Here is a 22,102-nt window from a genome sequence, read left to right on the forward strand (position 1 = left end):
GACTATGACGACTCGACATTTCACCCCCTACTCCATCAACGGCGACCAATACATCGACGGCACCTGGCGTGCCGGTCGCTCCTCACGACGCCTGGATGACCGCAATCCCTTCAATGGCGAACAACTGCTGGAGATGCCGCTGGCGTCGATTGCCGATCTCGATGATGCCTATCAGGCTGCACATCGTGCGCAAACGGCATGGGCACAGCTGCATCCAACACAGCGCAGCGCCCAACTGGAAAAACTGGCTCAGGTCATCCAGAGCCGCCGCGACGAAATCATCGACTGGCTGATTCGGGAGTCCGGCAGTACACGTATCAAAGCGAGCATGGAATGGCAATTCACCCTGAGCCTTGTTCGTGAGTGCGCAACGTTGCCGATGCAGGTTGAAGGACGGATTCTGACCAGCTACAAGCCTGGCGAACAGAGCTTTGTCTTTCGTGAACCACTGGGTGTGGTCGGTGTTATCAGTCCGTGGAATTTTCCTTTGTATCTGAGCATGCGTTCGGTGGTACCGGCTCTCGCGCTCGGCAATACCATAGTGCTCAAGCCCGCCAGCGACACGGCGGTGACCGGAGGCCTGCTGATTGCCCACCTGTTCGAAGAAGCAGGCTTCCCGAATGGATCGCTCAATGTCGTGGTAGGCGCAGGTTCGGAGATTGGCGATGCCTTCGTCGAACACCCGGTACCGAGCCTGATCTCTTTCACCGGCTCAACGGATGTGGGTCGCAATGTCGGCCGTATCGCAACCGGTGGCAAACACATCAAACGCGTTGCGCTGGAGCTGGGCGGCAACGCTCCGCTGGTGGTCCTGGATGATGCGGATATTGAAATCGCGGCGCACGCCGCGGTGGTTGGGCGCTTCCTGCATCAAGGCCAGATCTGCATGAGCGTCAACCGGGTGATCGTCGACCGCTCGCTGTATGCAGACTTCACGGCGCTGGTCGTGGAGCGAGTGCGCAATCTCAAGACCGGCGACCCGGCCAACGCAGACACGGTGATTGGACCCGTGGTCAATCAGAACCAGCTCGATGGCCTGCTCCGTAAAATCGATGCCGCCGAAAACGCGGGCCTCAAACGGCTCTGTGGAGGCCCGGCATCTGGGCTGGTGCTGCCTGCCCATGTCTTCGGTGAGGTGGGGGCCGATCAGGAACTGGCGCGCGATGAAACCTTCGGGCCCTTGCTGCCGCTGCTGATCGCCGAAAACGAAGCCCATGCCCTGGAACTGGCTAACGCCAGCGAGTATGGCCTGTCCAGCGCGGTGTTCACCCGGGACATGGCCCGCGGCTTGAACTTTGCCCGTGGCATCGTGGCGGGCATGACCCATATCAACGACATCACCGTCGATGATCAGCCCAATGCGCCCTTCGGTGGTGAAAAAAACTCAGGCCTCGGACGCTTCAATGGTCACTATGCCCTGGATGAGTTCACCCGTGCCCATTGGGTCACCTGGCAGCCCGGAGGCCATAACTACCCCTTCTGATTATTTGCCAATACTGACTCGGCCAGGATTGGGCAAGCTCCTTTGCCCAATCGACAAAAAACAATAAAAAATAGAGGCGAAAAATGAGCAATTTAGCCTGTGTGTCCACCGATCAAATCGTTCACTCCGACCGGCTGATGAAGTGGAAAGAGTTCATGAGTGATCACCTGGGCCGCACTCCGGACTATATCAAGCGCCTGGAATCTACGTTCATCGACCCGTTGCATAACAACAACTTTCAGGGGCGGCTGGAATATGGAGACCTGGGTCAGCTGCGTTTCTGTCGAATGACCGCCAGTGCCCATCGATACTCACGCCATCTGAGCAAAGCGGTCGACTCGCTCGACACCCCGCGCATGTTGATACTGCAGATTGCCGGTGTCAGTCATTTCGAGCAAGGTCGACACAGCAGCGCGTTAGCGCCTGACGAGATGCTACTGGTCGACAGCGGCCAGCCTTTCAGCGTCACCAGTACTCAAGGCTGCGAACATTTCATCCTGCTTTTCCAGGGGAGGAGCGAACTGCTCACGCAAGCGGGCGATGTTCATCTTAACGGTCGCAATGGGCTGGGCCGAATGCTGATGCATCTCGTCAGTGATGCTTACAACCAATATCCCTTGCTCAACAATAACTCGGCAGGGCTGATCGGCGACAGTATCGTGGGGCTTCTGGATAACGTTCTGAAGAATAAACAGGAAGAAAAGCAACTCGAACACGACTTCCGCTTCTTCAAGCAGAACCGCCTCAAGGCCTATATCGAGCGCCACCTGGCCGACCGCGACCTGACCATCGAGCGCATCGCCAACGCAGAGCAATGCTCGGTGCGCAGCTTGCACCGAGCGTTTCAGGAGGAGCTTGGCTGCAGCATCAGCGAATACATCTGGCAGCGGCGTTTGTCGCGTTGCGCCGAAGATCTGCGCAACCGGGAACATGCCCATCGCTCACTCACCGAGATTGCCTTTGCCTGGGGCTATGGCAGCAGTGCTCACTTCAGCAGACAGTTCAAATCGGCGTTCGGCATTTCGCCTCGGCTGTTCCGTGATACCGCGAGCGACATCAGAGTGGAATCGACCGCTGCATAAGTCTGTTTGCAAATTGGGTGCAGACTGGTGAAATGGACAAAACGACTGGCCCTCGACCTTCTGCCATTAATTCCAGCCGCCGCCCAACACCTTGTACAACGTCACCCGGTTGCTCTGTTCGGTCAGGCGCAGGGTGATCAGGTCCTGCTGTGCGCTGTACAGCGAGCGTTGGGCGTCCAAGGCTTCGAGATAGCTTTGCGAACCGCCACGGTATAAGGCGTCGGACAGTTCGAAGCTTTTGCGGCTGGCGTCAGTCAACGCTTGCTGAGCCGTAATGCGGCGATCCAGCGTGCTGCGTACCGCCAGGGCATCGGCCACTTCCTTGAACGCGCTCTGCACCGTCTGCTGATAGGTCTGCACCTGTATTTCGCGTTCGACCTTGGCCGAATCCAGCGTCGCGCGGTTACTACCGGCATCGAAGATCGGCAGGCTTATGCTTGGGGCAAACGTCCAGGCGCCACTGCCGGACTTGAACAGTCCGGACAAGGCCGAGCTTGAAGACCCCGCACTGGCCGTCAGGCTGATACTCGGAAAGAACGCCGCACGGGCCGCGCCGATGTCGATATTGGCCGACTTGAGCGTGTGTTCGGCAGCCAACACATCCGGGCGTCGTTGCAACAGGCTGGACGGAAGCTCCGCCGGCACTTGAACCAGCGCCGCAGCCGATTCCAGGTTCGCGCCTGGCAACAGCTCCTCGGGAATATCGCTGCCAACCAGCAGACGCAACGCATTGCGGTCCTGGAGAATCTGGCTTTCATAGACCGCCGCGTCGCCTCGAGCCGACTCCACAGTGGTTTGCGCCTGCGCCACAGACAGACCGGAAGAACCACCCAATGCGTGGCTACGCTGAGTCAATTCGTAGGTCGCCTGCTGACTGCGCAAGGTCTCCTGGGCCAAGTGCAACCGCTCGTTGTCCGCCGCCAGGGTCAACCAGGCCGTGGCCACTTCGGCCACCAGACTGATCTGCGTGCTGCGCCGGGTTTCGGTCAGCGCGAGATAGTCTTCCAGCGCTTCGTCCTGAAGGTTCTGTACCCGCCCGAACACGTCCACTTCATAACTGCTCAGGCCCAGTTGCGCACTGTAGTCATGAGTGGTGGCCGCCGAGCCACTGCTGGACAACGAACCGGGCGTGCGACTGTGAGTGCCACTGACGCCGGCATCGATCGAAGGCAAGGCCTCGGCTCGCTGGATGCGGTACTGAGCCTGCGCCTTTTCGATGTTCAGGCTGGCCAGGCGCAGGTCGCGATTGTTGACCAGGGCCAGGGACTGCAAGCGCGCCAGACGGCTGTCAGTGAAGAACTGCTGCCACTCGATATCGGCGCCTGCCTCCCCCTTGGGCGTGCTGGCGGGCGGCAGCCATTGTTCGGAGACAGGCGCTTCAGGGCGCTCGTACTGCGGCGCCAGATTGATACAGCCACCGAGCAGCACGAGGACGGCCAGCAGTGGCCAGCGAAACTTGATCATGTGTCACCTGTCTGGGCGGATTGGACGGAGGTCGAAGCCGTGGAAACGCGGCCAAAGCGACGGCGAATCTGCACGAAGAACAACGGTACGAAGAAGATCCCCAGCACCGTGGCGGTGAACATCCCGCCCAGCACGCCAGTGCCGATGGCTTGGCGCCCGGCGGAACCGGCGCCGGAACTCAAGGCCAGAGGCAGCACGCCGAACATGAACGCCAGGGACGTCATGAGAATGGGCCGCAGGCGTTGCCGCACGGCGATCAGCGTCGCCTCCCGCAAGCTGTTGCCCTGCTCTTGCAGATGCTTGGCGAATTCGACGATCAGAATCGCGTTCTTGGCCGCCAACCCCACGGTGGTCAACAGCCCGACCTGGAAGTACACGTCGTTGCTCAAACCACTGAAACGGGTGGCCAGCACCGCACCAACCACACCCAACGGGACCACCAGCATCACCGAGAATGGCACCGACCAACTCTCGTAAAGCGCGGCCAGGCAGAGGAACACGAACAGCACTGATATCCCGTAAAGCAAGGGTGCTTGCGAACCGGAAAGGCGCAGCTGATAGGACTGCCCGGTCCACTCATAACCGATGCCTTCCGGCAATTGCTTGATAATCGCTTCCACAGCATCCATGGCGACCCCGGAACTGACCCCCGGCGCAGGATCGCCGACCACCTCCAGCGAAGCGTTGCCGTTGTAGCGTTCCAGCAACGGTGAGCCATAGCTCCACGAACTGCTGGCGAACGAGGAAAAGGGCACCATCTCATTGTTGCTGTTGCGCACGAACCAATGCTCCAGGTCGACTGCCTGCATCCGCGACGAAGCCTCGCCCTGAACGTAGACCTTCTTCACACGGCCCTGGTTGAGGAAGTCATTGACGTAAGTGCCGCCCAACGCCGTGGATAAAGTGGTATTGATGTCGCTGGTGCTCAGGTTCAAGGCCCCGGCCTTGCGATCGTCGATGCTGACCTTGAGCTGCGGTGAGTCATCCAGGCCATTGCTGCGTACCCCCAGCAGGCGAGGGTCTTTGCTGGCCAGGTCGATAAACTTCTCCCGCGCCGCCACCAGAGCATCATGCCCCAGGCCACCAAGATCCTTGAGTTGCACATCAAAACCCGAACTCTGCCCCAGGCCCCGCACAGCCGGGGGTTGCATCACGAACACATTGGCATCACCAATGCTCGACAGTGTTATGGTCGCCCGCTGGGCGATGGACGCCGAATCCTGCCCTGCCCCCGACCGCTCGCTCCAGTCCTTGAGCCGGATAAAGGCGCGGGCGGCGTTCTGGCTGTTACCGTTCATGCCCAAGCCAGAGATGCTGATCAGCGCCTCGACTTCCGGTTGTTCGAGGATGTAGCTTTCGAATTGCTTCACCACGGCTTGAGTACGGCTGTCCGTGGCTCCCACCGGCAACTGCACCTGAGCCATGAGAATGCCCTGGTCTTCATCCGGCAGGAACGAAGTCGGCAAGCTGAAATAACCGGCCGCCATCGCCAGCACCACCAACCCATACACCAGCAGACTTGCACGTCCACGCTGAAAAATTGCCCCCACCCATCCTTTATAGGCCTCGGCGCCGCGTTCGAAGGTGCGGTTGAACCAGCCGAAGAACCCGCGTTGAGCACCATGGCCCTGGGCATCGGACGGCTTGAGCAGGGTAGCGCATAACGCCGGCGTCAGCGTCATGGCCACCAGCACCGAGAGCACCATGGCCGAAACGATGGTCACCGAAAACTGCCGGTAGATGATCCCCGTAGAGCCGCCAAAAAACGCCATCGGAATGAACACGGCGCTGAGGACCAGGGCAATGCCGACCAGGGCGCTGGTGATTTCATCCATCGACTGGCGCGTGGCGGCCAGGGCCGACAGCCCCTGTTCGCCCATCACCCGTTCGACGTTCTCCACCACCACAATCGCGTCGTCCACCAACAGGCCGATAGCCAGGACCATGGCGAACATGGTCAGGGTGTTGATCGAATAGCCGAACAGCGCCAGTACGCCGAACGTGCCGAGCAGAACCACCGGCACGGTGATCGCCGGGATCAGCGTGGCCCGCAGGTTTTGCAAGAAGAGGAACATGATCAGCACCACCAGGACGATGGCTTCGCCCAAGGACTTGACCACCTCCTCGATGGACAGGCTGACAAAGGGCGTGGTGTCGTAGGCAATCACATTTTTCAGCTGCATTTCCGTCGGATAGAACGGCTCCAACGCCTTGAGTTTGGCCTTCACCGCTTCGCCGACTTCAAGCGCATTGGCGCCAGCGGCCAACTGCACGCCCATGGCGGCGGCGGGCTTGCCGTTGAGGGCTGAACTGATGTCGTAGCTTTCACTGCCCAGCTCGACTCGCGCCACATCCCCCAGCAGCACCACGGCTCCATCGCTAGTGGACTTGACCACGACATTGCGAAACTCTTCGGCGGTTTGCAGTTTGCTGCGGGCACTGATGGTGGCATTCAGTTGCTGCCCGGCCACCGCTGGCAATGCACCGAGCTGGCCGGCGGAGACTTCGGTGTTCTGCGCCTCCAGGGCGCTACTGATGTCCGAGGGCATCAACGCGTACTTTTCCAGCAGGGCCGGGTCCAGCCAGATGCGCATGGCGTAGCCCGAACCGAGAGTCTGCACATCGCCGACGCCATCAATACGGCTGATCTGGTCCAGCAAGGTGCTGGAAATGTAATCGCCGATCTGGGTGCCGGTCACGCTTTCGTTGTCAGAAGCCAGGGCGGCAATCATCAGGAAGTCCGACCCGCCCTTGGTCACGGTCAGGCCTTCGCTCTGTACCGACTGCGGCAGTCTCGACTCAGCCTGTTGCAGCTTGTTCTGCACCTGCATCTGCGCCACATCCGGGTTCGTGCCCGCGGTGAACGTCAGGTTGATACTGGCACTGCCCGCCGAGCTGCTGGAGGCCGACATGTAGGTCAGGTTATCCAGGCCTTTCATCTGCTGTTCGATGACCTGGGTCACCGAGTCTTCCACGGTCTTGGCCGAGGCGCCGGTGTAGGTGGCGGAAATACGAACCGTCGGCGGCGCGATGTCCGGGTACTGTTCCAGGGGCAACTGACTGATCGACAAGGCCCCGGCAAGCATGATGACGATGGCGATGACCCAGGCAAAAATCGGCCGATCGATAAAGAAACGCGCCATGCTCAACCCTCCTGCGCAATGGCAACAGGCGCCGATTTCAACGTGCGGCTGCGAGTACCGGGGTTCTGTGCCACCACTGATTCACCGACTCGGACTTTCTGCCCGCCCTCGACAATCACCTGGTCACCCGCCTTCAGACCAGCCGTGACCCACCACTGATTGCCCACGGCGCGGTCGATGGTCAGCACGCGCTGTTCGACCTTGCCATTGACCACCACCAGCACCGAGGTCACGCCACTGGCACTGCGGTTCACCGCCTGTTGTGGAATCAATATCGCCTGGTCGTCCCGAGCCTGTTCCAGCACCGCCCGCACATACATACCCGGCAGCAATAGCCGGTCAGGATTGGCGATTTCTGCCCGCAAGGTCACCGTGCCAGTGCCCTCATTGACACTGACCCCACTGAACTTCAAGCGACCTTCATGGGCGTAGGTGCTGCCGTCGTCGAGCTTGAGGCTGATCCGCGCCTCGCCCTCGCCGTTGCTTTGCAGCGCGCCGCTGGCCAAGTCATGCTTGAGGCGCAACAACTCGGTGGTCGATTGGGTGACATCAACGTAGATCGGGTCCAACTGCTGCACCGTGGTCAGTGCGCTGTCCTGATTGGCCACCACCAGCGCGCCAGGGGTGACCGTCGAGGTTTCGATGCGTCCGCTGACGGGCGAGCTAATGCGGGTATAGGCCAGGTTGATGCGCGCGGTATCCACCCCGGCCTGCGCCACTTGCAGCTCAGCCTCGGCGGTCAGCAGACTGGCCTGGGCATCCTCGTTGTCCTGCTGGCTGATGGCATCGATCTTTGCCAACTGTGCGTCACGCCTGGCAGTGGCCTGGGCCGACTTCAACGTGGCGCGAGCCTTGGCCAGGGTCGCCTGTGCTTCAGCCAACGCGGCCTTGTAAGAGGACGCGTCCAGTTGATACAGCGCCTGCCCGGCCTTGACCTCGGCACCTTCGACAAACAACCGCTGCTGAACGATACCGCCAACCTGCGGCCGAATCTCGGCGACCATGAACGCTTGAGTGCGCCCGGCCAGTTCCGTGGTCAACGCCTGGCTTTTGGGCTGCACGGTGATCACTGAAACCTTGGGCGGTTCGATAACCGGCGCGGATTCGCCGGGGGAGCATCCGCTCAACACGAGCAGGACGATCAAGGAAAGTAGAATGGCGGCGGTCACCAAGGATTTGGCGAAAAGTTTGGTCGACATAAATGCCTCTGCAAGACGGGATGGCTGAAGCCAGGCGCCATACTGCGAGGCAAATGTGCAGGAAAATTGAAGATTGCCCCGCGAGCTTGAATCTTCGTCGCGCCGGGGCCTAAATGGGCGGGCCATTCACCGACCTGCCCGAGCCCATGAAACTGAGTATCTCCACCAAGCTGTTTGTTGCGGTACTGGCCAGCGTGCTGTTTGTCATCCTGAGCATGGGGGTGGCCAACGGCTGGAGCTTCGGCAAGGGCTTTCTTGATTACCTCAACGAACAGGCCTTGCTGCGCATGACCCCGGTACTGCCGCGCCTGGCCGGCGCCTATGAGCACGAAGGCAGCTGGGAATTCCTGCGCAACCAGCCGGATCGCTGGTTCGAACTCATGCGGCCGGAGCCGGGCGTAGATTTCACCGACCCGCACCGACCGAACCCGCCCACTTCCGACCTGACTGGCGCGGTATTTCGCATTGCCCTGCTGGACCAGCAAAAGCAACTCGTCATCGGCTACTCGGCGATTGCCGACGACGCCCTGATGCGCCCTATCGAGGTTGCCGGTAAAACCGTCGGCTGGCTGGCGGTAACGCCGTTTCAGAACGTGACCGAAGCCGGTGGCGAACGATTTCGCCTGTACCTGTTGCGCACCAGCCTGGGCATGGGCGTAATCTCGTTGCTGCTAGCAATGCTGATCGCCTGGTGGATTGCCCGCACCCTGCTTGACCCGGTCAAGCGAGTGGCCGCTGCCACGCACCGACTGGCCGCAGGGGAATACAGCAACCGGGTGGCAGTGTCTTCCAATGACGAAGTCGGTCAGCTGGCTCGCGACTTCAATCAGCTTGCGTATACGCTGGAGCGCAACGAAAAAATGCGCAGGGAGTTCATGGCCGATGTTTCCCATGAGCTGCGGACCCCACTGTCGGTGTTGCGTGGTGAACTGGAAGCCATTGAGGACGGTGTGCGCACCCTCGATCAATCCTCGATGAAATCGCTGCAAGGCGAAGTCGGCATGCTCAGCAAACTGGTGGATGACCTGTACGAACTGTCTCTGGCCGATGTGGGCGCACTGACTTACCGCAAGAGCGAATGTGATATCAACGAGTTGCTGGACAGTTGCGTGGCGATGTTCCAGGAACGTTGCAATGCCCGGCATTTACGCCTGGAGCTGGAGCTACCGACCTCGCCGCTGCGGTTGGAGGCCGACCCCAAGCGCTTGCAGCAACTGTTCGGCAATCTGCTGGAAAACACCGTCCGTTATACCGATGAGGGTGGTGTGCTGCGCATTCGCGCAGCCAGCGATGGCGACGTCGTACGCATCGATTTCCTTGATTCCGGCCCCGGAGTCGACGCGGATCAGTTGCCGCGGCTGTTTGAACGTTTTTACCGCGGCGAAGCCTCACGCAATCGCGCCAGTGGTGGCGCCGGTCTGGGGCTCGCTATTTGTCACAGCATCGCCCAGGCCCATGGCGGCAGCCTCAGTGCCGATCACTCTCCTTTGGGTGGCCTTTGGCTGACCCTGCGCCTGCCACGGAACGCCTGAACAATGGTCAACGACAACCCGATTCTCATCGTCGAAGACGAACCCAAACTGGCCGCGTTGATGCGCGACTATTTGATCGCCGCAGGCTATGCGACCCAGTGCCTGGACAACGGGCTGGAGGTGGTACCGGCGGTACGTGCCCGCGAGCCGCGGCTGATCCTGCTCGACCTGATGCTGCCTGGACGTGACGGTCTGCAAGTATGCAAGGAACTGCGCAACTTCAGTGCCGTGCCTATCATTATGATCACCGCCCGCGTCGAGGAAGTGGATCGCCTGCTCGGGCTGGACCTGGGCGCCGACGACTACATCTGCAAACCCTTCAGTCCTCGCGAAGTGGTCGCCAGGGTCAAAGCCATCCTGCGACGCAGCCCGCATCTTTTGACCTCAGCAGCACCGCGTCTACAGATTGACGAAGCACAGTACCAAGCCTCCCTCGACGGTGTGGCACTGGACCTGACGCCTCTGGAACTGCGCTTGCTCAATACCCTCGCCCGCTCTCCTGGACGAGTGTTTTCTCGGGATCAGTTGCTCGACAGGATCTACTCCGATCACCGGGTGGTCACCGACCGCACGATCGACAGCCATATCCGTAATCTGCGACGCAAGCTCGAACAGGCCTGCCCGGGAGAGCATCCGATCGAGTCGTTGTATGGGGTAGGTTATCGGTTTCAGCTCACCGACGCCTGAGCGTCGTCGAGATTGCCATTATTGATCCGCCGCATAGATGATGGTTTGCGCACTGTTGGATGTAGCAAGGCGGTGAGTGAAGTAGGTGTCGCCTTCATCTGTCTGGATCTCGTAGTCGACCTTGCTGGCGACACGGCCCGATGCACCGCAATGCTTGATGATTTTCAGCACCCGCTGAAACTTCACGCCCTGAGTACCGTTCTGGGCAGGGCCAGTGAGTACATTGACCGTTTGAAACCAGCCTTCATTCTTCTTGTTCGACACGAGGGTGCCGGTCAGTGCCTCAAAGCGCTCCAGACGGGTAAACCCCCAGAGTGTCTGTTCCTCGACCGCTTTGCCTTGGGCGGTGGAGCCAGTGAATACAAACAGATTAATGGCCGGATTGTCTTCGCAAAAGAAGTCATAGGGCACAAGTCCGTCGACCATTTTCTTACCGGGAACGAAACCTTTTTTATGAACCAGAAACATGACCACCTCCACTCTAAAACATCAGCAAACGCTGAGTAAGTTTGAGCGGGAAGTCTACTGAGGCGGGGCGTACAGAGCCGTCAAGCCAATGTAATATCGTGTAAAGATCACGCCCTATGGGGCAAGCTGATTTCCACGGTTAACCCACTGGACGACTCATTGCGCGCCATGATCGTGCCGCCGTGTATTTCTACAGCCCTTGAAGCGATCGCCAGGCCCAGCCCGAAACCGGCACTGGCCTCGTTCAGGCCGCGCTCGAACGGGTGGAAAATGTCCTGCAATCGCTCGCTTTCAACACCCGGCCCCCGATCGGTAATCTGCACCGTCAGGTAGTCTGCGTCGAGATTGATCTGAGCCACTACAACAACAGCCGTGTTCGGCTTGGTATAGCGCACCGCGTTTCGAATGACGTTCTCGAAACACCGATACAGCAGTTCGCCGCTGACACGACTGACAAAGGCCGGACACGCTTGCAGGCTTACCCGGCAACCTTTCATTTGCGCCTCGAATTGAGCGTCCTCGACGATCACCGACAGCATCTCGACGATATCAATTGGCTCGCGCTCGATACTCTCGGGCCGACCCTGCATACGCGCCAGGGTCAACAACGCCTCGATCAGCGTATCCATACGCACCGATTCGCGCTCGATGCGCTCCACCATTTCCAGGCGTGCAGGATCTTGCTGCAGCAGCCCGATAGCCGCTTGCATGCGTGTCAACGGTGAACGCAGTTCGTGAGAGATGTCGTGCAACAGATGTTGCTGAGCCTCCACCAGCAGTTTCAGCTGATTGGCCATTCGGTCGCAGTCCTCGGCCAGATCGACGATTTCATCGCGACGCCCACCCATCATCGGCTTGACCCGTGTTTCGAAGCGCCCCTGGGCCACGTCGCTCATTGCCCGCCGAAGATAGGCCAACGGCCATGCCAGGTAGTACGCCAGATACCCGCTGAACAGCGCACTCATCACCGTGCCGATGATCAACGGAGTCCAGTGACTAGGCCCTCTGTCACCTTTTTTACCAGGGGAATGTGTAGACCTGAGCGACAGCGCAACACCCTCCTTGCTGATGATTGACTGCTCATAGGCTGGTTGCGGAACCGGCGCCCCCGCCAGCAGTTGGCCGGCACTGTTATACACGCCAATGGCCTGGTCATCGGGATGATCCCACACTGTCAGTAGCTGACGACCCGGCTCGACACCAAACTGTCGCAGCAGCTGTTCTTCGCTGGCCAGGATCGTTTCCAGATGAGGATCTCCGGGTCTGGAACTGCCCAGCACCAGAAGGCCTAACCCGACCAAAAACGTCAGGCTAGTGGCCAGCCAAAACGCCAGGAACAGCTTCCAGAACAGCCGGCTGGGCTTCATCATTCGGCGATCAACAGGTAACCGAGGCCACGCACGCTCTGAATCCAGGCTTTGGTGTCGGGCCGCGGCCCCAGCTTCTGGCGAATGCTGCTGATATGCACGTCGATACGCCGGTCGTAGCGAGTCAAGGGACACCCCAAGGCATTGAGCGACAGATCCTGCTTGCTCACCACCTGCCCGGCACAACGGGCCAGCTCTTCGAGCAAGCTGAACTCGGTACTGGTCACCCCCAGCTCGCGCCCCTGCCAGAGGGCCTGGCGCTTGCCGGGCCACAAGACCAGAGGGCCAGTCCTGATCACTTCGGTGGTTGGCTGATCCACCGGCTGCACCCTGCGCATGATTGCCCGTAAACGTGCCACCAATTCCCCCGGAGAACTGGGCTTGGGCACATAATCATCGGCGCCCAGTTCCAGGCCGGTGATCTTGTCTATGTTGTCGCCTCGGGCGGTGAGCAACACTACCGGCACCTGGCTTGCAGCCCGAATGCGCCTGAGCACCTCGATACCCGACAGCCGCGGCAGCATCACGTCCAGCACCACGATGCTGTAGCGGCCAGACAGCGCTTGGACCTCACCCTCCTCGCCCGTGTGCACCGCGGTCACCTCAAAGCCTTCACGCTCCAGGTATTGGCTGAGCATTCCAGTCAGTTCCTGGTCATCGTCGACTAGCAATACGGAGATCATGGGGAGCTCTTGAGTGTGTGTCCGTGCATTATCGCCCTTGCACTGAACACCGTCATCGTCCCGGGCCAACCTTTACCTAACTTGACACTTGGTTAACCGCACCAAACGCACCGAGCTTTTATGCTTCACCTCCACCAGCCTGCTCGCTCCGCGGACTCGTCTTGCTGCGAGATATCCGCGCCCGCCTACGCTGCTTGTCGATGTGTTCTGGATAAGATCTTGATGAATTTTTCGCGCCTGCTCTGCTCGGCTGCACTGCTACTCAATGCCACACTTGTGCATGCTCAAGGCTTCAAAATTTCCGATATTCGCATCAACGGCCTTCAGCGGGTTTCCGCAGGGAGTGTGTTCGGTGCTTTGCCGCTGAACGTCGGTGATGACGCGGATGAGCGCCGCTTGGTGGAGTCCACCCGCGCGCTGTTCAAGACCGGTTTCTTTCAGGATATCCAACTGGGGCACGATGGTAACGTCCTGGTCATCACGGTGGTCGAGCGTCCTTCGGTCGCCAGTATCGAGATCGAAGGCAACAAGGCGATCTCCACTGAAGACCTGATGAAGGGCCTCAAGCAATCCGGTCTGGCCGAAGGCGAGATCTTCCAGCGCGCCACCCTCGAAGGTGTGCGTAACGAGCTGCAGCGTCAATACGTCGCTCAGGGCCGCTATTCGGCGTCAGTTGATGCCGAGGTGATCGCGCAACCGCGCAACCGCGTGGGCCTGAAAATCAAGATAGACGAAGGCACCGTTGCGGCCATCCAGCACATCAACGTGGTGGGCAATACCGTCTTCACCGAAGAGCAATTGACCGATCAATTCACCCTCAAGACCAGCAACTGGTTGTCGTTCTTCAAGAACGATGACAAGTACGCCCGTGAAAAACTCTCCGGTGACCTGGAGCGTCTGCGCTCCTACTATCTGGATCGCGGCTATATCAATATGGATATCGCTTCGACCCAGGTGTCCATCACCCCGGACAAGAAACACGTCTATATCACCGTCAACATCAACGAAGGCGAGAAGTACACCGTTCGTGACGTCAAGCTCAGCGGCGACCTGAAAGTGCCTGAAGACCAGGTCAAGTCCCTGCTGCTGATTCAGAAAGGCCAGGTGTTCTCGCGCAAGCTGATGACCACCACGTCCGAACTGATCACCCGTCGTCTGGGTAACGAAGGCTATACCTTCGCCAACGTCAACGGCGTGCCGACCCCGCACAATGACGACCACACCGTCGACATCACGTTCGCTGTCGATCCGGGCAAGCGTGCCTACGTGAACCGCATCAACTTCCGGGGCAACACCAAGACCGACGACAAAGTACTGCGCCGTGAGATGCGTCAGATGGAAGGTGGCTGGGCTTCGACTTACCTGATCGATCAATCCAAGACACGTCTGGAGCGTCTGGGCTTCTTCAAGGAAGTCAACGTCGAAACCCCAGCGGTAGCGGGTTTGGATGACCAGGTAGACGTGAACTACAGCGTTGAAGAGCAGGCGTCCGGCTCAATCACCGCCAGCGTCGGTTTCTCCCAGAGCTCCGGTCTGATCCTCGGTGGTTCAATCACCCAAAACAACTTTCTCGGCACCGGCAACTATGCCAGCCTGGGCCTGACTCGCTCGTCTTACCAAAGCAAGTACAACATCGGCTTCACCGACCCCTACTTCACGCCGGACGGCGTGAGCCTAGGCTACAACCTGTTCTACAACGCCACTGACTACAACGAATATTACGATGACGATTATTCGTACTATTCCATCAATAGCTATGGCGCCGGAACAACAGTCGGCTACCCGATCAATGAAACCTCACGGCTGAGCTTCGGCGTGACAGTGCAACATGACAGCATCGAACCAGGCACCTACAGCGCCGATGAGATCTATGACTTCATCGAACGTGAAGGCAAAGAATTCAACAACCTCAAGGCTAACCTCGGTTGGTCGGAGTCGACCCTGAACCGCAGCGTACTGGCCACCCGCGGCCATTCGCAAAACCTGAACCTGATGATGACAGTGCCCGGCAGCGACCTGAATTTCTACAAGCTCGACTACACCGGGCAAGCCTTCTTCTCGGTCACCGACGCCACCTCGCTGCGGTTCCATACCAAGCTCGGCTACGGCAACAGCTACGGCTCGACAGACGGCCTGCCGTTCTATGAAAACTACACCGCCGGAGGCGAAGGTTCGGTGCGCGGCTTCGAAAGCGGCACCCTCGGCCCACGCAACACTCCGGCCACTGGCACCTATGCCAGCGCCGGGCAGGCGTATTATTCGGACCGGGACACCGAATCGCTGGGCGGCAACATCCTCATCACCGGCGGCGTTGAATACCTGTTTCCGATGCCCTTCATCAAAGACAACAAATCCGTGCGCACTTCGGTGTTCTGGGACGTTGGCAGCGTCTACTCCAACAAATGCCACCTTAGTACCACCCAGGGGTGCGACGGGGTCGACCTCGACCAGATGGCCAGTTCGGTAGGGGTTGGGGTTACTTGGTATAGCCCGTTGGGGCCATTGAGCGCTAACGTGGCATTCCCGGTGCGCACACCCGAAAATGCTGATACACAGGTGTTTCAGTTTTCCTTGGGACAGACGTTTTGAGCTGAGCAATGCAGGCGTGGGTGGATGCATCTCAACGCATGCAGTTGAGGTATGGCTGTCGGGGTTCCATTTTGCGTAGGTGCGACGCTGGTCCTCCACTTCAAATGTGAAGTCACCATTTATTTGAACGAAAAATTGGAGCGTGGGGTGTGCCTCCACCAGCACCTCCAACAAGGCCGTTTACGCCTCGAAGCGCAGCTTAAGCTCTCGCGCTGCGTGCACTTGATCCAGTAACACATGGGGCACTTGATAAGGCGTGCTGATTTTCAGCTGCAGCCAGACGGAAAGTTTCTTTGCAACATTACGCCGTCTGACATCCGCGACTTCCGTCGCCTTATCCGAAATAAATACTTTTTTTGAACCGTCACTATTCCTTCAAACACACCAGTCAACTTACTTAATATATAACCCAGCATCAATCATCGAAGGCGATCAACACTCACACCCATCGCCTCGTAAATTATTTATTCCGATAAACACGCCCATTACCCATCACCACATCACACAGCCACCGAACCGTCATTATCAGACGCACTTTAACACTCCACACTTTCCACGAATAACATAACATCTTAATAACACTCAAATTAACACTAACAAGCCTCGCTGACTTTTTATAACAATCATTGACACCCAGACACAGGCACCCTAGATTAATGGCACTCTGCCAACGCCAAGACGACACATAACTTTGTTAAGTTAATGGAATGCTGAGTTTCTGAGTTATTTCATTCCTGGTACAACGCATGAAATATGTTGACGATATTACGAAACTCTTTACACGTTTTGGCGCCAATGCGCAGAGTTACCAGGAAATACAACCGAACTATAAAGATTTCAAAGACGACCCGATTACACCTGTACTGGCTGAGCCAGAACCGTCGGTAGCCTTGCCTCCCCCAACATCAACGCCAACGCCCCCTGTGTTTTTACTGGACAAGCCACAGCCTTCTTTATTAATTGGCACGCCCAAATCCCATCCCCTGACCGAGCCACCTGCGAGTTCTGCTACGGGTGACCGTCAGCGATTGAGCGACCTGTTGCGTGAACTCAATCAGGTTCGTCGAGACGGTCTGCCAGAAACGACTCGCAAGCGGACCAAGGCGAAGGTCATTGCTATCGTTTCGGCGAATGGCGGGGTGGGTAAAAGCACCGTGGCCGCAGGCCTGGCAAAAACACTTCGGCGCCCTGGCGGGCGCACCATCGCGATTGATCTGGACCCTCAGAACGCGCTGTCCAGCCACTTGGGTATCACCAGGCAGGTTCCCGGGCTGATCCAGCTCAAAGAGCAAGGCGCAAACTGGGGCGCTCATCGCCTGCCGGGCTTTAGCGACAGTGAGTGCCTGCCCTTCGGCACTGGCGAGATGAACGATCGGCGCTTGCTCAGGCAGTTGATGCTTGAAGATTCTGACTGGTTGAATCAGCACCTTGCGTCAATGGACCTCAGCGAAAACGATACCGTGATCCTGGACACGCCTTCGGGTGCGACCGTCTATTCGCAACAGGCGCTCGACGCCGCCGATCTGGTGCTGGTGATGACGGTGGCCGACGCGGCCTCCTACCTGGCGCTGGACACCATGACCCAGTGGCTGGAAACCACCCGACGACGCGCGCAACGGCACCGGTATGTGCTCAACCAACGGGATGACTCGCGTTCGTTCAGCAGGGACATGGGTGTGCTGTTTGTGCGGCGGCTCGGCGCTGACCTGATCGGGACGATTCGTCTCGATCACCAGTTCAACGAGTCGCTGGCCTATGGTCGGGACCTCCTCCAGTACGCGCCTTTGAGCATTGGCTGTCAGGACATTCTTTCGCTGTCAGGCGCGGTCCATGCCCTGCTTTTCGCGGATGCTACCAACCAGCAGGGCACGCCATGACCGCCCAGCTGAATCAGCTACCTCCAAAGACGTGGCGGTTGCAGGGGCTACTGGATACTTTCCAGGATCGCGTCAGTCGATGGCCCGTGCGTTGGCGCCAAAGCCTGAAGATCTCAGCCGGGCTGATCGCGGCATTGTTGGTGCTGGGCATCCTCACTGCGCCGCTGAATCTGTATTCCCAGGCAGCGTTTGCCGCCGTCTGTTTTGCCGCCAGCCTGGTCATCCGCAAGCAAGCCGGGCGTCTGGCGATCCTGACCCTGATCACTCTCTCGCTGATCGCTTCGTTGCGTTACATGTACTGGCGCCTGTCCGACACCCTGAACTTCGACAACTGGCAGGATGCCGTATTTGGCTACGGGCTGGTGCTGGCCGAACTGTATGCCTTGCTCGTCTTGGTCTTCGGCTATGTACAGACCGCCTGGCCGCTGCACCGCAAACCGCAGTTTCTGCAACAGCCGCCCGCGGAATGGCCGACGGTAGACGTCTTCATTCCCACCTATAACGAATCATTGGGTATCGTCAAACTGGTGGTGCTCGCCGCTCAAGCCATTGACTGGCCCGAGGGCAAACTGCGGGTGCACATGCTTGATGACGGACGCCGCGAGGAATTCAAGGTTTTCTGTCAGCAGATTGGTGTCAACTACATCACCCGCGACAACAATCAACATGCCAAGGCCGGCAACCTCAATGAGGCACTCAAAGTCACCGATGGCGAGTTCATTGCCATATTCGACGCCGACCATGTGCCCACCCGCTCCTTCCTGCAGATCACCATGGGCTGGTTTTTAAAGGACCCGAACCTGGCGTTACTGCAAACGCCGCACTTTTTCTATTCACCCGATCCGTTCGAAAAAAACCTCGATACCTTTCGCTCGGTACCCAACGAAGGTGAGCTGTTTTACGGCCTGGTGCAGGACGGCAACGACCTGTGGAACGCGGCCTTCTTCTGTGGCTCCTGCGCGGTCATCCGGCGGACTCATTTGCTGGAAGTCGGCGGCATCGCCACCGAAACCGTGACCGAGGATGCGCACACGGCACTCAAGCTCAATCGCCGTGGTTTCAATACCGCTTACCTCGCCGTTCCACAAGCGGCGGGACTGGCCACCGAAAGCCTTTCCCGACACATCAGCCAACGCATACGCTGGGCGCGGGGCATGGCGCAGATTTTTCGGACCGACAATCCGTTGTTTGGCAAAGGACTGAACCTGGGGCAGCGCATCTGCTACCTCAACGCCATGATGCACTTTTTCTACAGCCTGCCCCGCCTGGTGTTCTTGACCGCACCCTTGGCCTACCTGCTTTTCGACGCGCAGATTTTCCATGCCTCGGCATTGATGGTCACGGTCTATGTACTGCCGCATATTTTCCATTCCAGCCTGACCAACTCCAGCATCCAGGGGCGCTTCCGCCATTCCTTCTGGAACGAAGTGTATGAGTCGGTATTGGCCTGGTACATCATGCGACCGGTGCTGTTGGCCCTGATCAGCCCTTCGCTGGGCAAATTCAACGTGACCGACAAGGGCGGCACCCTCGATAAGGACTATTTCAACTGGAAGCTCGCGCGGCCTTACATCGTCCTGCTGACCTTGAACATGATCGGTCTGGCGATCGGCGTGGTGAAACTGATCGGAAGTGATTCGGCCGAGGCCACTACCCTGCTGATCAACCTGGCCTGGACCGTGTACAACATCGTCATCGTCAGCACCGCCGTGGCGGTAGCCACTGAATCCTCTCAGGTACGCAACGAACCCAGAGTGCCCGCGGATCTGCCCGTGCGCATCTATCGCGAAGACGGCACCTGGTTCGATTGCGTAACCCGGGACTTCTCACAAAACGGCGTGGGTCTGGCACTGCCACCGCAGGTTCTGCTCAGCGTCAATGAGAAGCTGCGGCTGTGCATTCTGCGCACACCGCCCTCAAGCCTCTTTCCCGCAAAAACGGTCTTCAGCAACGACAACGTGGCGGGCGTGCAATTCGAGGCTTTGACCCTGCGCCAGCAAAGTGAGCTGGTGCGACTGACCTTTTCACGGGCCGACACCTGGGCCAATACGTGGGGTAACGGCCGCCTCGACGCGCCCATGTCGGCGTTGCGCGAGGTCAGCAGCATTGGCTTGCGCGCCATCCTGCGCCTGTTCATTGCAACCCTAAAGGACAGCCAGGCGCTGCTACGCAAACGCCCGGACACTCCATCACCTATCGACTCCACCGCGGACACGCAACGATCTTGAAGCCTTCCACTCGCCGGACCTTTCTTCCTCGTCGCTCACTCATGCTGATCACCTGCTCGCTAGTGGGCTGGAGCGGCTGGGCATTGAGTGCTACCGCCCAAATCAACGCCACAGAGCCGGCGATGATGCCGGTTACAGCGTTGCCCGGGACCGATGCCCCGAGCAACAGCTATACCCGCACCCTCAAGGAGCTGGGCAAAAGCTATTCGATGACCCTTAAAGGCGTGGAGGCTACCGACAGTGTGAACTTCGATGTGCGCGCCGATGAGGTCGTCACGGCGGCGCAGGTCACGCTGCAGTACAGCTACTCACCGGCGCTGCTGGCCGACCTTTCGCAGATCAATGTGCTGGTCAACGATCAAGTGGCCGCCAGCCTGCCCCTGCCCAGGGAAGAGGCCGGTAAGTTGCAGACCCGGACCGTGCAGATTCCGCCGCAGACCATCACCGAATTCAACCGGCTCAGCCTGCAGTTCATCGGTCACTACACAATGCAATGTGAAGACCCTTTGCACTCCAGCCTGTGGGCCAGGATCGGCAACGAGAGTCAGCTGAGCCTCCAGGTGTCCTCGATTAAACAGCCCAACGACCTGGCCGCCCTGCCGCTGCCCTTGTTCGATCGTCGAGACGCCTCGCCCCTGAAGTTGCCCTTCGTGTTCGCCGCGCGCCCGGGCGGCCCTGAGCTTGAGGCCGCCGGTATCCTGTCGTCCTGGTTTGGCGCCCTGGCCAGCTACCGCGGCGCCACCTTCCCCGCCAGCCTCACCAGCCTGCCGGCCAACGGCAACGCCGTGGTGTTTGTCAGCGGCAGCGAATCAACGGCCTTGAGTGGCTTACCGATCAAAGAGGCCACGGGGCCGACATTGACACTCGTGAGCAACCCGAATGATGCTCAGGGCAAACTGCTGATTGTCTCCGGGCGCGATGGCGCCGATCTCAAGGTCGCCGCGACAGCGCTGGCCCTCGGTGGCTCGGCCTTTTCCGGGCAGAGCGTAGTGATCGACCGGATCGACTCGCTCAAGCCACGCCGACCGTATGACGCGCCTAACTGGCTGCCCTCCGATCGCCCGGTTCGCCTGGGTGAACTGGCCAAGCCCGCAGAGCTCAATGTGTCGGGTTATAACCCGGGACAAATGACGGTTGCGCTGCGCTTGCCGCCCGACCTGTTCAACTGGCGTGAGCCCGGTGCGCAACTTGACCTGAAATACCGCTATACGCCGCAACCGGTCTCCACCAATTCCTCGTTGCTGGTCAACTTCAACGACACCTTCATCAAGTCGATCGATCTGCCCTCGATAGAGAAACTCGGCAACAGCGACAGCCTGCTGGCGATGCTCAAAACCGATGACAGTCTGGCCCGTACGTCACGCATGCTGTTGCCGCTCAATTCCGTAGCGCTGCAATCACGCCTGCAATTTCGCTTCATGTATGACTACATCAAACAGGGCGAATGCCGCGACATCATCATCGACAACATGCGCGGTGTGATCGACCCGGACTCGACCCTGGACCTCAGCCAATACGAACATTTCATGGCCATGCCCAACCTCGGGGTGTTCAAGGACAGTGGCTTCCCGTTCACTCGCATGGCCGACCTTTCTGAAACCTCGGTAATCCTGCCCAACGAGCCAGGCCCGGCCGATCTGAGCGCCTATCTGACCCTGCTGGGCCGCTTCGGCGACTCCACCGGTTATCCGGCCACCGGCGTGAAGGTGGTCCACGCCGACCAGGTGGCCGAGCAAAGCGACCGGGATTTGCTGGTACTCGCCTCGGGCAACAATCAGCCGCTGCTTGCGCAATGGCAAAGCCTTCTGCCGGCCAAGGGCGAAGAGGCTGCGCAGTACTTTGAACTGTCTGACCTGCCCTTGCGTGTGCGCAACTGGATCAGCCCGGATACGAAAACCAATCTGCGTGAAGCGCGCAGCAGCTTCAGGTTTACCGCTGACGACGGCAGTGCTTATTTGACCGGATTCGAATCGCCGCTCAAGAGTGGGCGCAGTGTGGTGTTTATCGCCAGCGCAAGGCCCAACGGCTTGGCCGACGTGACCAACGCCCTGCTCAGCAGCGAAGAAAACGCCCGCGAGTTGCAAGGCAGTCTGGTGGTGGTCAGGGGCAAGCATGTCGAATCGCTGGTCGCCGAGCAGGATTACTACGTCGGGAGCCTGGGCCCATTGCGTTATCTGCAGTGGTACCTCTCGCAAAACGTAGTGGCGCTCATGCTGTTCACCCTCCTCGGGATCCTGTTGCTTGCTTCGATGGCCTACCTGGCCTTGCGCTTACGGGCCAAACGTCGTCTTGGTCAGTGA

The 22,102-nt window shown here is 59.1% G+C and carries 14 protein-coding genes; 8 read left to right on the forward strand and 6 right to left on the reverse strand.

Annotated elements, in window-relative coordinates:
• The first annotated feature begins 4 nt into the window (after positions 1–4).
• On the forward strand, positions 5–1,483 hold the full coding sequence (locus ACIPLA_RS02320) for an aldehyde dehydrogenase family protein (RefSeq protein WP_218395108.1): 1,479 nt from the start codon (positions 5–7) through the stop codon (positions 1,481–1,483).
• An 83-nt stretch (positions 1,484–1,566) separates the two neighbouring features.
• Entirely contained in the window at positions 1,567–2,565 is a 999-nt protein-coding gene (locus ACIPLA_RS02325; protein ID WP_401171086.1) for a helix-turn-helix domain-containing protein, read from the forward strand.
• A 66-nt stretch (positions 2,566–2,631) separates the two neighbouring features.
• Here ACIPLA_RS02325 and ACIPLA_RS02330 read toward each other — a convergent pair whose 3' ends face one another.
• The 3 genes from ACIPLA_RS02330 to ACIPLA_RS02340 are packed head-to-tail and all read right to left on the reverse strand — an operon-like array spanning position 2,632 to position 8,371.
• A complete protein-coding gene (locus ACIPLA_RS02330; protein ID WP_218395110.1) occupies positions 2,632–4,029 on the reverse strand; it encodes an efflux transporter outer membrane subunit in 1,398 nt (465 codons plus the stop codon).
• Positions 4,026–7,172: an efflux RND transporter permease subunit gene (locus tag ACIPLA_RS02335; RefSeq protein ID WP_401171090.1), complete on the reverse strand. Its 3,147-nt coding sequence runs from the start codon at positions 7,170–7,172 to the stop codon at positions 4,026–4,028. The genes ACIPLA_RS02330 and ACIPLA_RS02335 overlap by 4 nt, the downstream gene beginning before the upstream one ends.
• 2 nt (positions 7,173–7,174) lie before the next feature.
• Positions 7,175–8,371, reverse strand: coding sequence for an efflux RND transporter periplasmic adaptor subunit (locus ACIPLA_RS02340; RefSeq protein WP_218395112.1), 1,197 nt, complete (start codon positions 8,369–8,371; stop codon positions 7,175–7,177).
• A 113-nt stretch (positions 8,372–8,484) separates the two neighbouring features.
• Here ACIPLA_RS02340 and baeS point away from each other — a divergent pair, with 113 nt between their 5' ends.
• Together baeS and ACIPLA_RS02350 are read left to right on the forward strand one after the other, a co-directional pair.
• Positions 8,485–9,903, forward strand: coding sequence for a sensor histidine kinase efflux regulator BaeS (gene baeS / locus ACIPLA_RS02345; protein WP_401171095.1), 1,419 nt, complete (start codon positions 8,485–8,487; stop codon positions 9,901–9,903).
• Between the two features lie 3 nt (positions 9,904–9,906).
• Complete coding sequence (locus ACIPLA_RS02350; RefSeq protein WP_218395114.1) at positions 9,907–10,590, forward strand: response regulator; 684 nt, start codon at positions 9,907–9,909, stop codon at positions 10,588–10,590.
• Positions 10,591–10,608: 18 nt separating this feature from the next.
• On the opposite strand, the gene ACIPLA_RS02355 is transcribed toward ACIPLA_RS02350, so the two are convergent.
• The 3 genes from ACIPLA_RS02355 to ACIPLA_RS02365 all read right to left on the reverse strand — a co-directional run bounded on the left by ACIPLA_RS02355 (position 10,609) and on the right by ACIPLA_RS02365 (position 13,108).
• Complete coding sequence (locus ACIPLA_RS02355; protein ID WP_401171098.1) at positions 10,609–11,058, reverse strand: hypothetical protein; 450 nt, start codon at positions 11,056–11,058, stop codon at positions 10,609–10,611.
• Between the two features lie 107 nt (positions 11,059–11,165).
• Positions 11,166–12,428, reverse strand: a complete 1,263-nt coding sequence (locus tag ACIPLA_RS02360; protein WP_401171100.1) for an ATP-binding protein — start codon at positions 12,426–12,428, stop codon at positions 11,166–11,168.
• Positions 12,425–13,108, reverse strand: coding sequence for a response regulator (locus tag ACIPLA_RS02365; protein ID WP_401171103.1), 684 nt, complete (start codon positions 13,106–13,108; stop codon positions 12,425–12,427). The genes ACIPLA_RS02360 and ACIPLA_RS02365 overlap by 4 nt, the downstream gene beginning before the upstream one ends.
• A 222-nt stretch (positions 13,109–13,330) precedes the next feature.
• Here ACIPLA_RS02365 and bamA point away from each other — a divergent pair, with 222 nt between their 5' ends.
• The 4 genes from bamA (at position 13,331) to bcsB (ending at position 22,102) form a co-directional block, all read left to right on the forward strand.
• Positions 13,331–15,697: an outer membrane protein assembly factor BamA gene (gene bamA / locus ACIPLA_RS02370; protein WP_401171105.1), complete on the forward strand. Its 2,367-nt coding sequence runs from the start codon at positions 13,331–13,333 to the stop codon at positions 15,695–15,697.
• 746 nt (positions 15,698–16,443) lie between these two features.
• On the forward strand, positions 16,444–17,574 hold the full coding sequence (gene bcsQ, locus ACIPLA_RS02375) for a cellulose biosynthesis protein BcsQ (RefSeq protein WP_401171108.1): 1,131 nt from the start codon (positions 16,444–16,446) through the stop codon (positions 17,572–17,574).
• Positions 17,571–19,802 (forward strand): UDP-forming cellulose synthase catalytic subunit, encoded by a 2,232-nt coding sequence (bcsA, locus tag ACIPLA_RS02380; protein WP_401171111.1) that lies wholly within the window; start codon positions 17,571–17,573, stop codon positions 19,800–19,802. Before bcsQ ends, bcsA begins: the two co-directional genes overlap by 4 nt.
• Positions 19,799–22,102: a cellulose biosynthesis cyclic di-GMP-binding regulatory protein BcsB gene (gene bcsB, locus ACIPLA_RS02385; RefSeq protein ID WP_401171114.1), complete on the forward strand. Its 2,304-nt coding sequence runs from the start codon at positions 19,799–19,801 to the stop codon at positions 22,100–22,102. Before bcsA ends, bcsB begins: the two co-directional genes overlap by 4 nt.

It is taken from the genome of Pseudomonas sp. NPDC086112, assembly GCF_044746425.1.
Classification (GTDB): domain Bacteria; phylum Pseudomonadota; class Gammaproteobacteria; order Pseudomonadales; family Pseudomonadaceae; genus Aquipseudomonas.

What these genes read in the sequence shown, in the direction of transcription:
- ACIPLA_RS02320 (WP_218395108.1), top strand. Translation starts at nt 5, where the DNA reads ATGACGACTCGACATTTCACCCCCTACTCCATCAACGGCGACCAATAC.
- ACIPLA_RS02325 (WP_401171086.1), top strand. Translation starts at nt 1,567, where the DNA reads ATGAGCAATTTAGCCTGTGTGTCCACCGATCAAATCGTTCACTCCGAC.
- ACIPLA_RS02330 (WP_218395110.1), bottom strand. Translation starts at nt 4,029, where the DNA reads ATGATCAAGTTTCGCTGGCCACTGCTGGCCGTCCTCGTGCTGCTCGGT.
- ACIPLA_RS02335 (WP_401171090.1), bottom strand. Translation starts at nt 7,172, where the DNA reads ATGGCGCGTTTCTTTATCGATCGGCCGATTTTTGCCTGGGTCATCGCC.
- ACIPLA_RS02340 (WP_218395112.1), bottom strand. Translation starts at nt 8,371, where the DNA reads ATGTCGACCAAACTTTTCGCCAAATCCTTGGTGACCGCCGCCATTCTA.
- baeS (WP_401171095.1), top strand. Translation starts at nt 8,485, where the DNA reads ATGGGCGGGCCATTCACCGACCTGCCCGAGCCCATGAAACTGAGTATC.
- ACIPLA_RS02350 (WP_218395114.1), top strand. Translation starts at nt 9,907, where the DNA reads ATGGTCAACGACAACCCGATTCTCATCGTCGAAGACGAACCCAAACTG.
- ACIPLA_RS02355 (WP_401171098.1), bottom strand. Translation starts at nt 11,058, where the DNA reads ATGTTTCTGGTTCATAAAAAAGGTTTCGTTCCCGGTAAGAAAATGGTC.
- ACIPLA_RS02360 (WP_401171100.1), bottom strand. Translation starts at nt 12,428, where the DNA reads ATGATGAAGCCCAGCCGGCTGTTCTGGAAGCTGTTCCTGGCGTTTTGG.
- ACIPLA_RS02365 (WP_401171103.1), bottom strand. Translation starts at nt 13,108, where the DNA reads ATGATCTCCGTATTGCTAGTCGACGATGACCAGGAACTGACTGGAATG.
- bamA (WP_401171105.1), top strand. Translation starts at nt 13,331, where the DNA reads ATGAATTTTTCGCGCCTGCTCTGCTCGGCTGCACTGCTACTCAATGCC.
- bcsQ (WP_401171108.1), top strand. Translation starts at nt 16,444, where the DNA reads ATGAAATATGTTGACGATATTACGAAACTCTTTACACGTTTTGGCGCC.
- bcsA (WP_401171111.1), top strand. Translation starts at nt 17,571, where the DNA reads ATGACCGCCCAGCTGAATCAGCTACCTCCAAAGACGTGGCGGTTGCAG.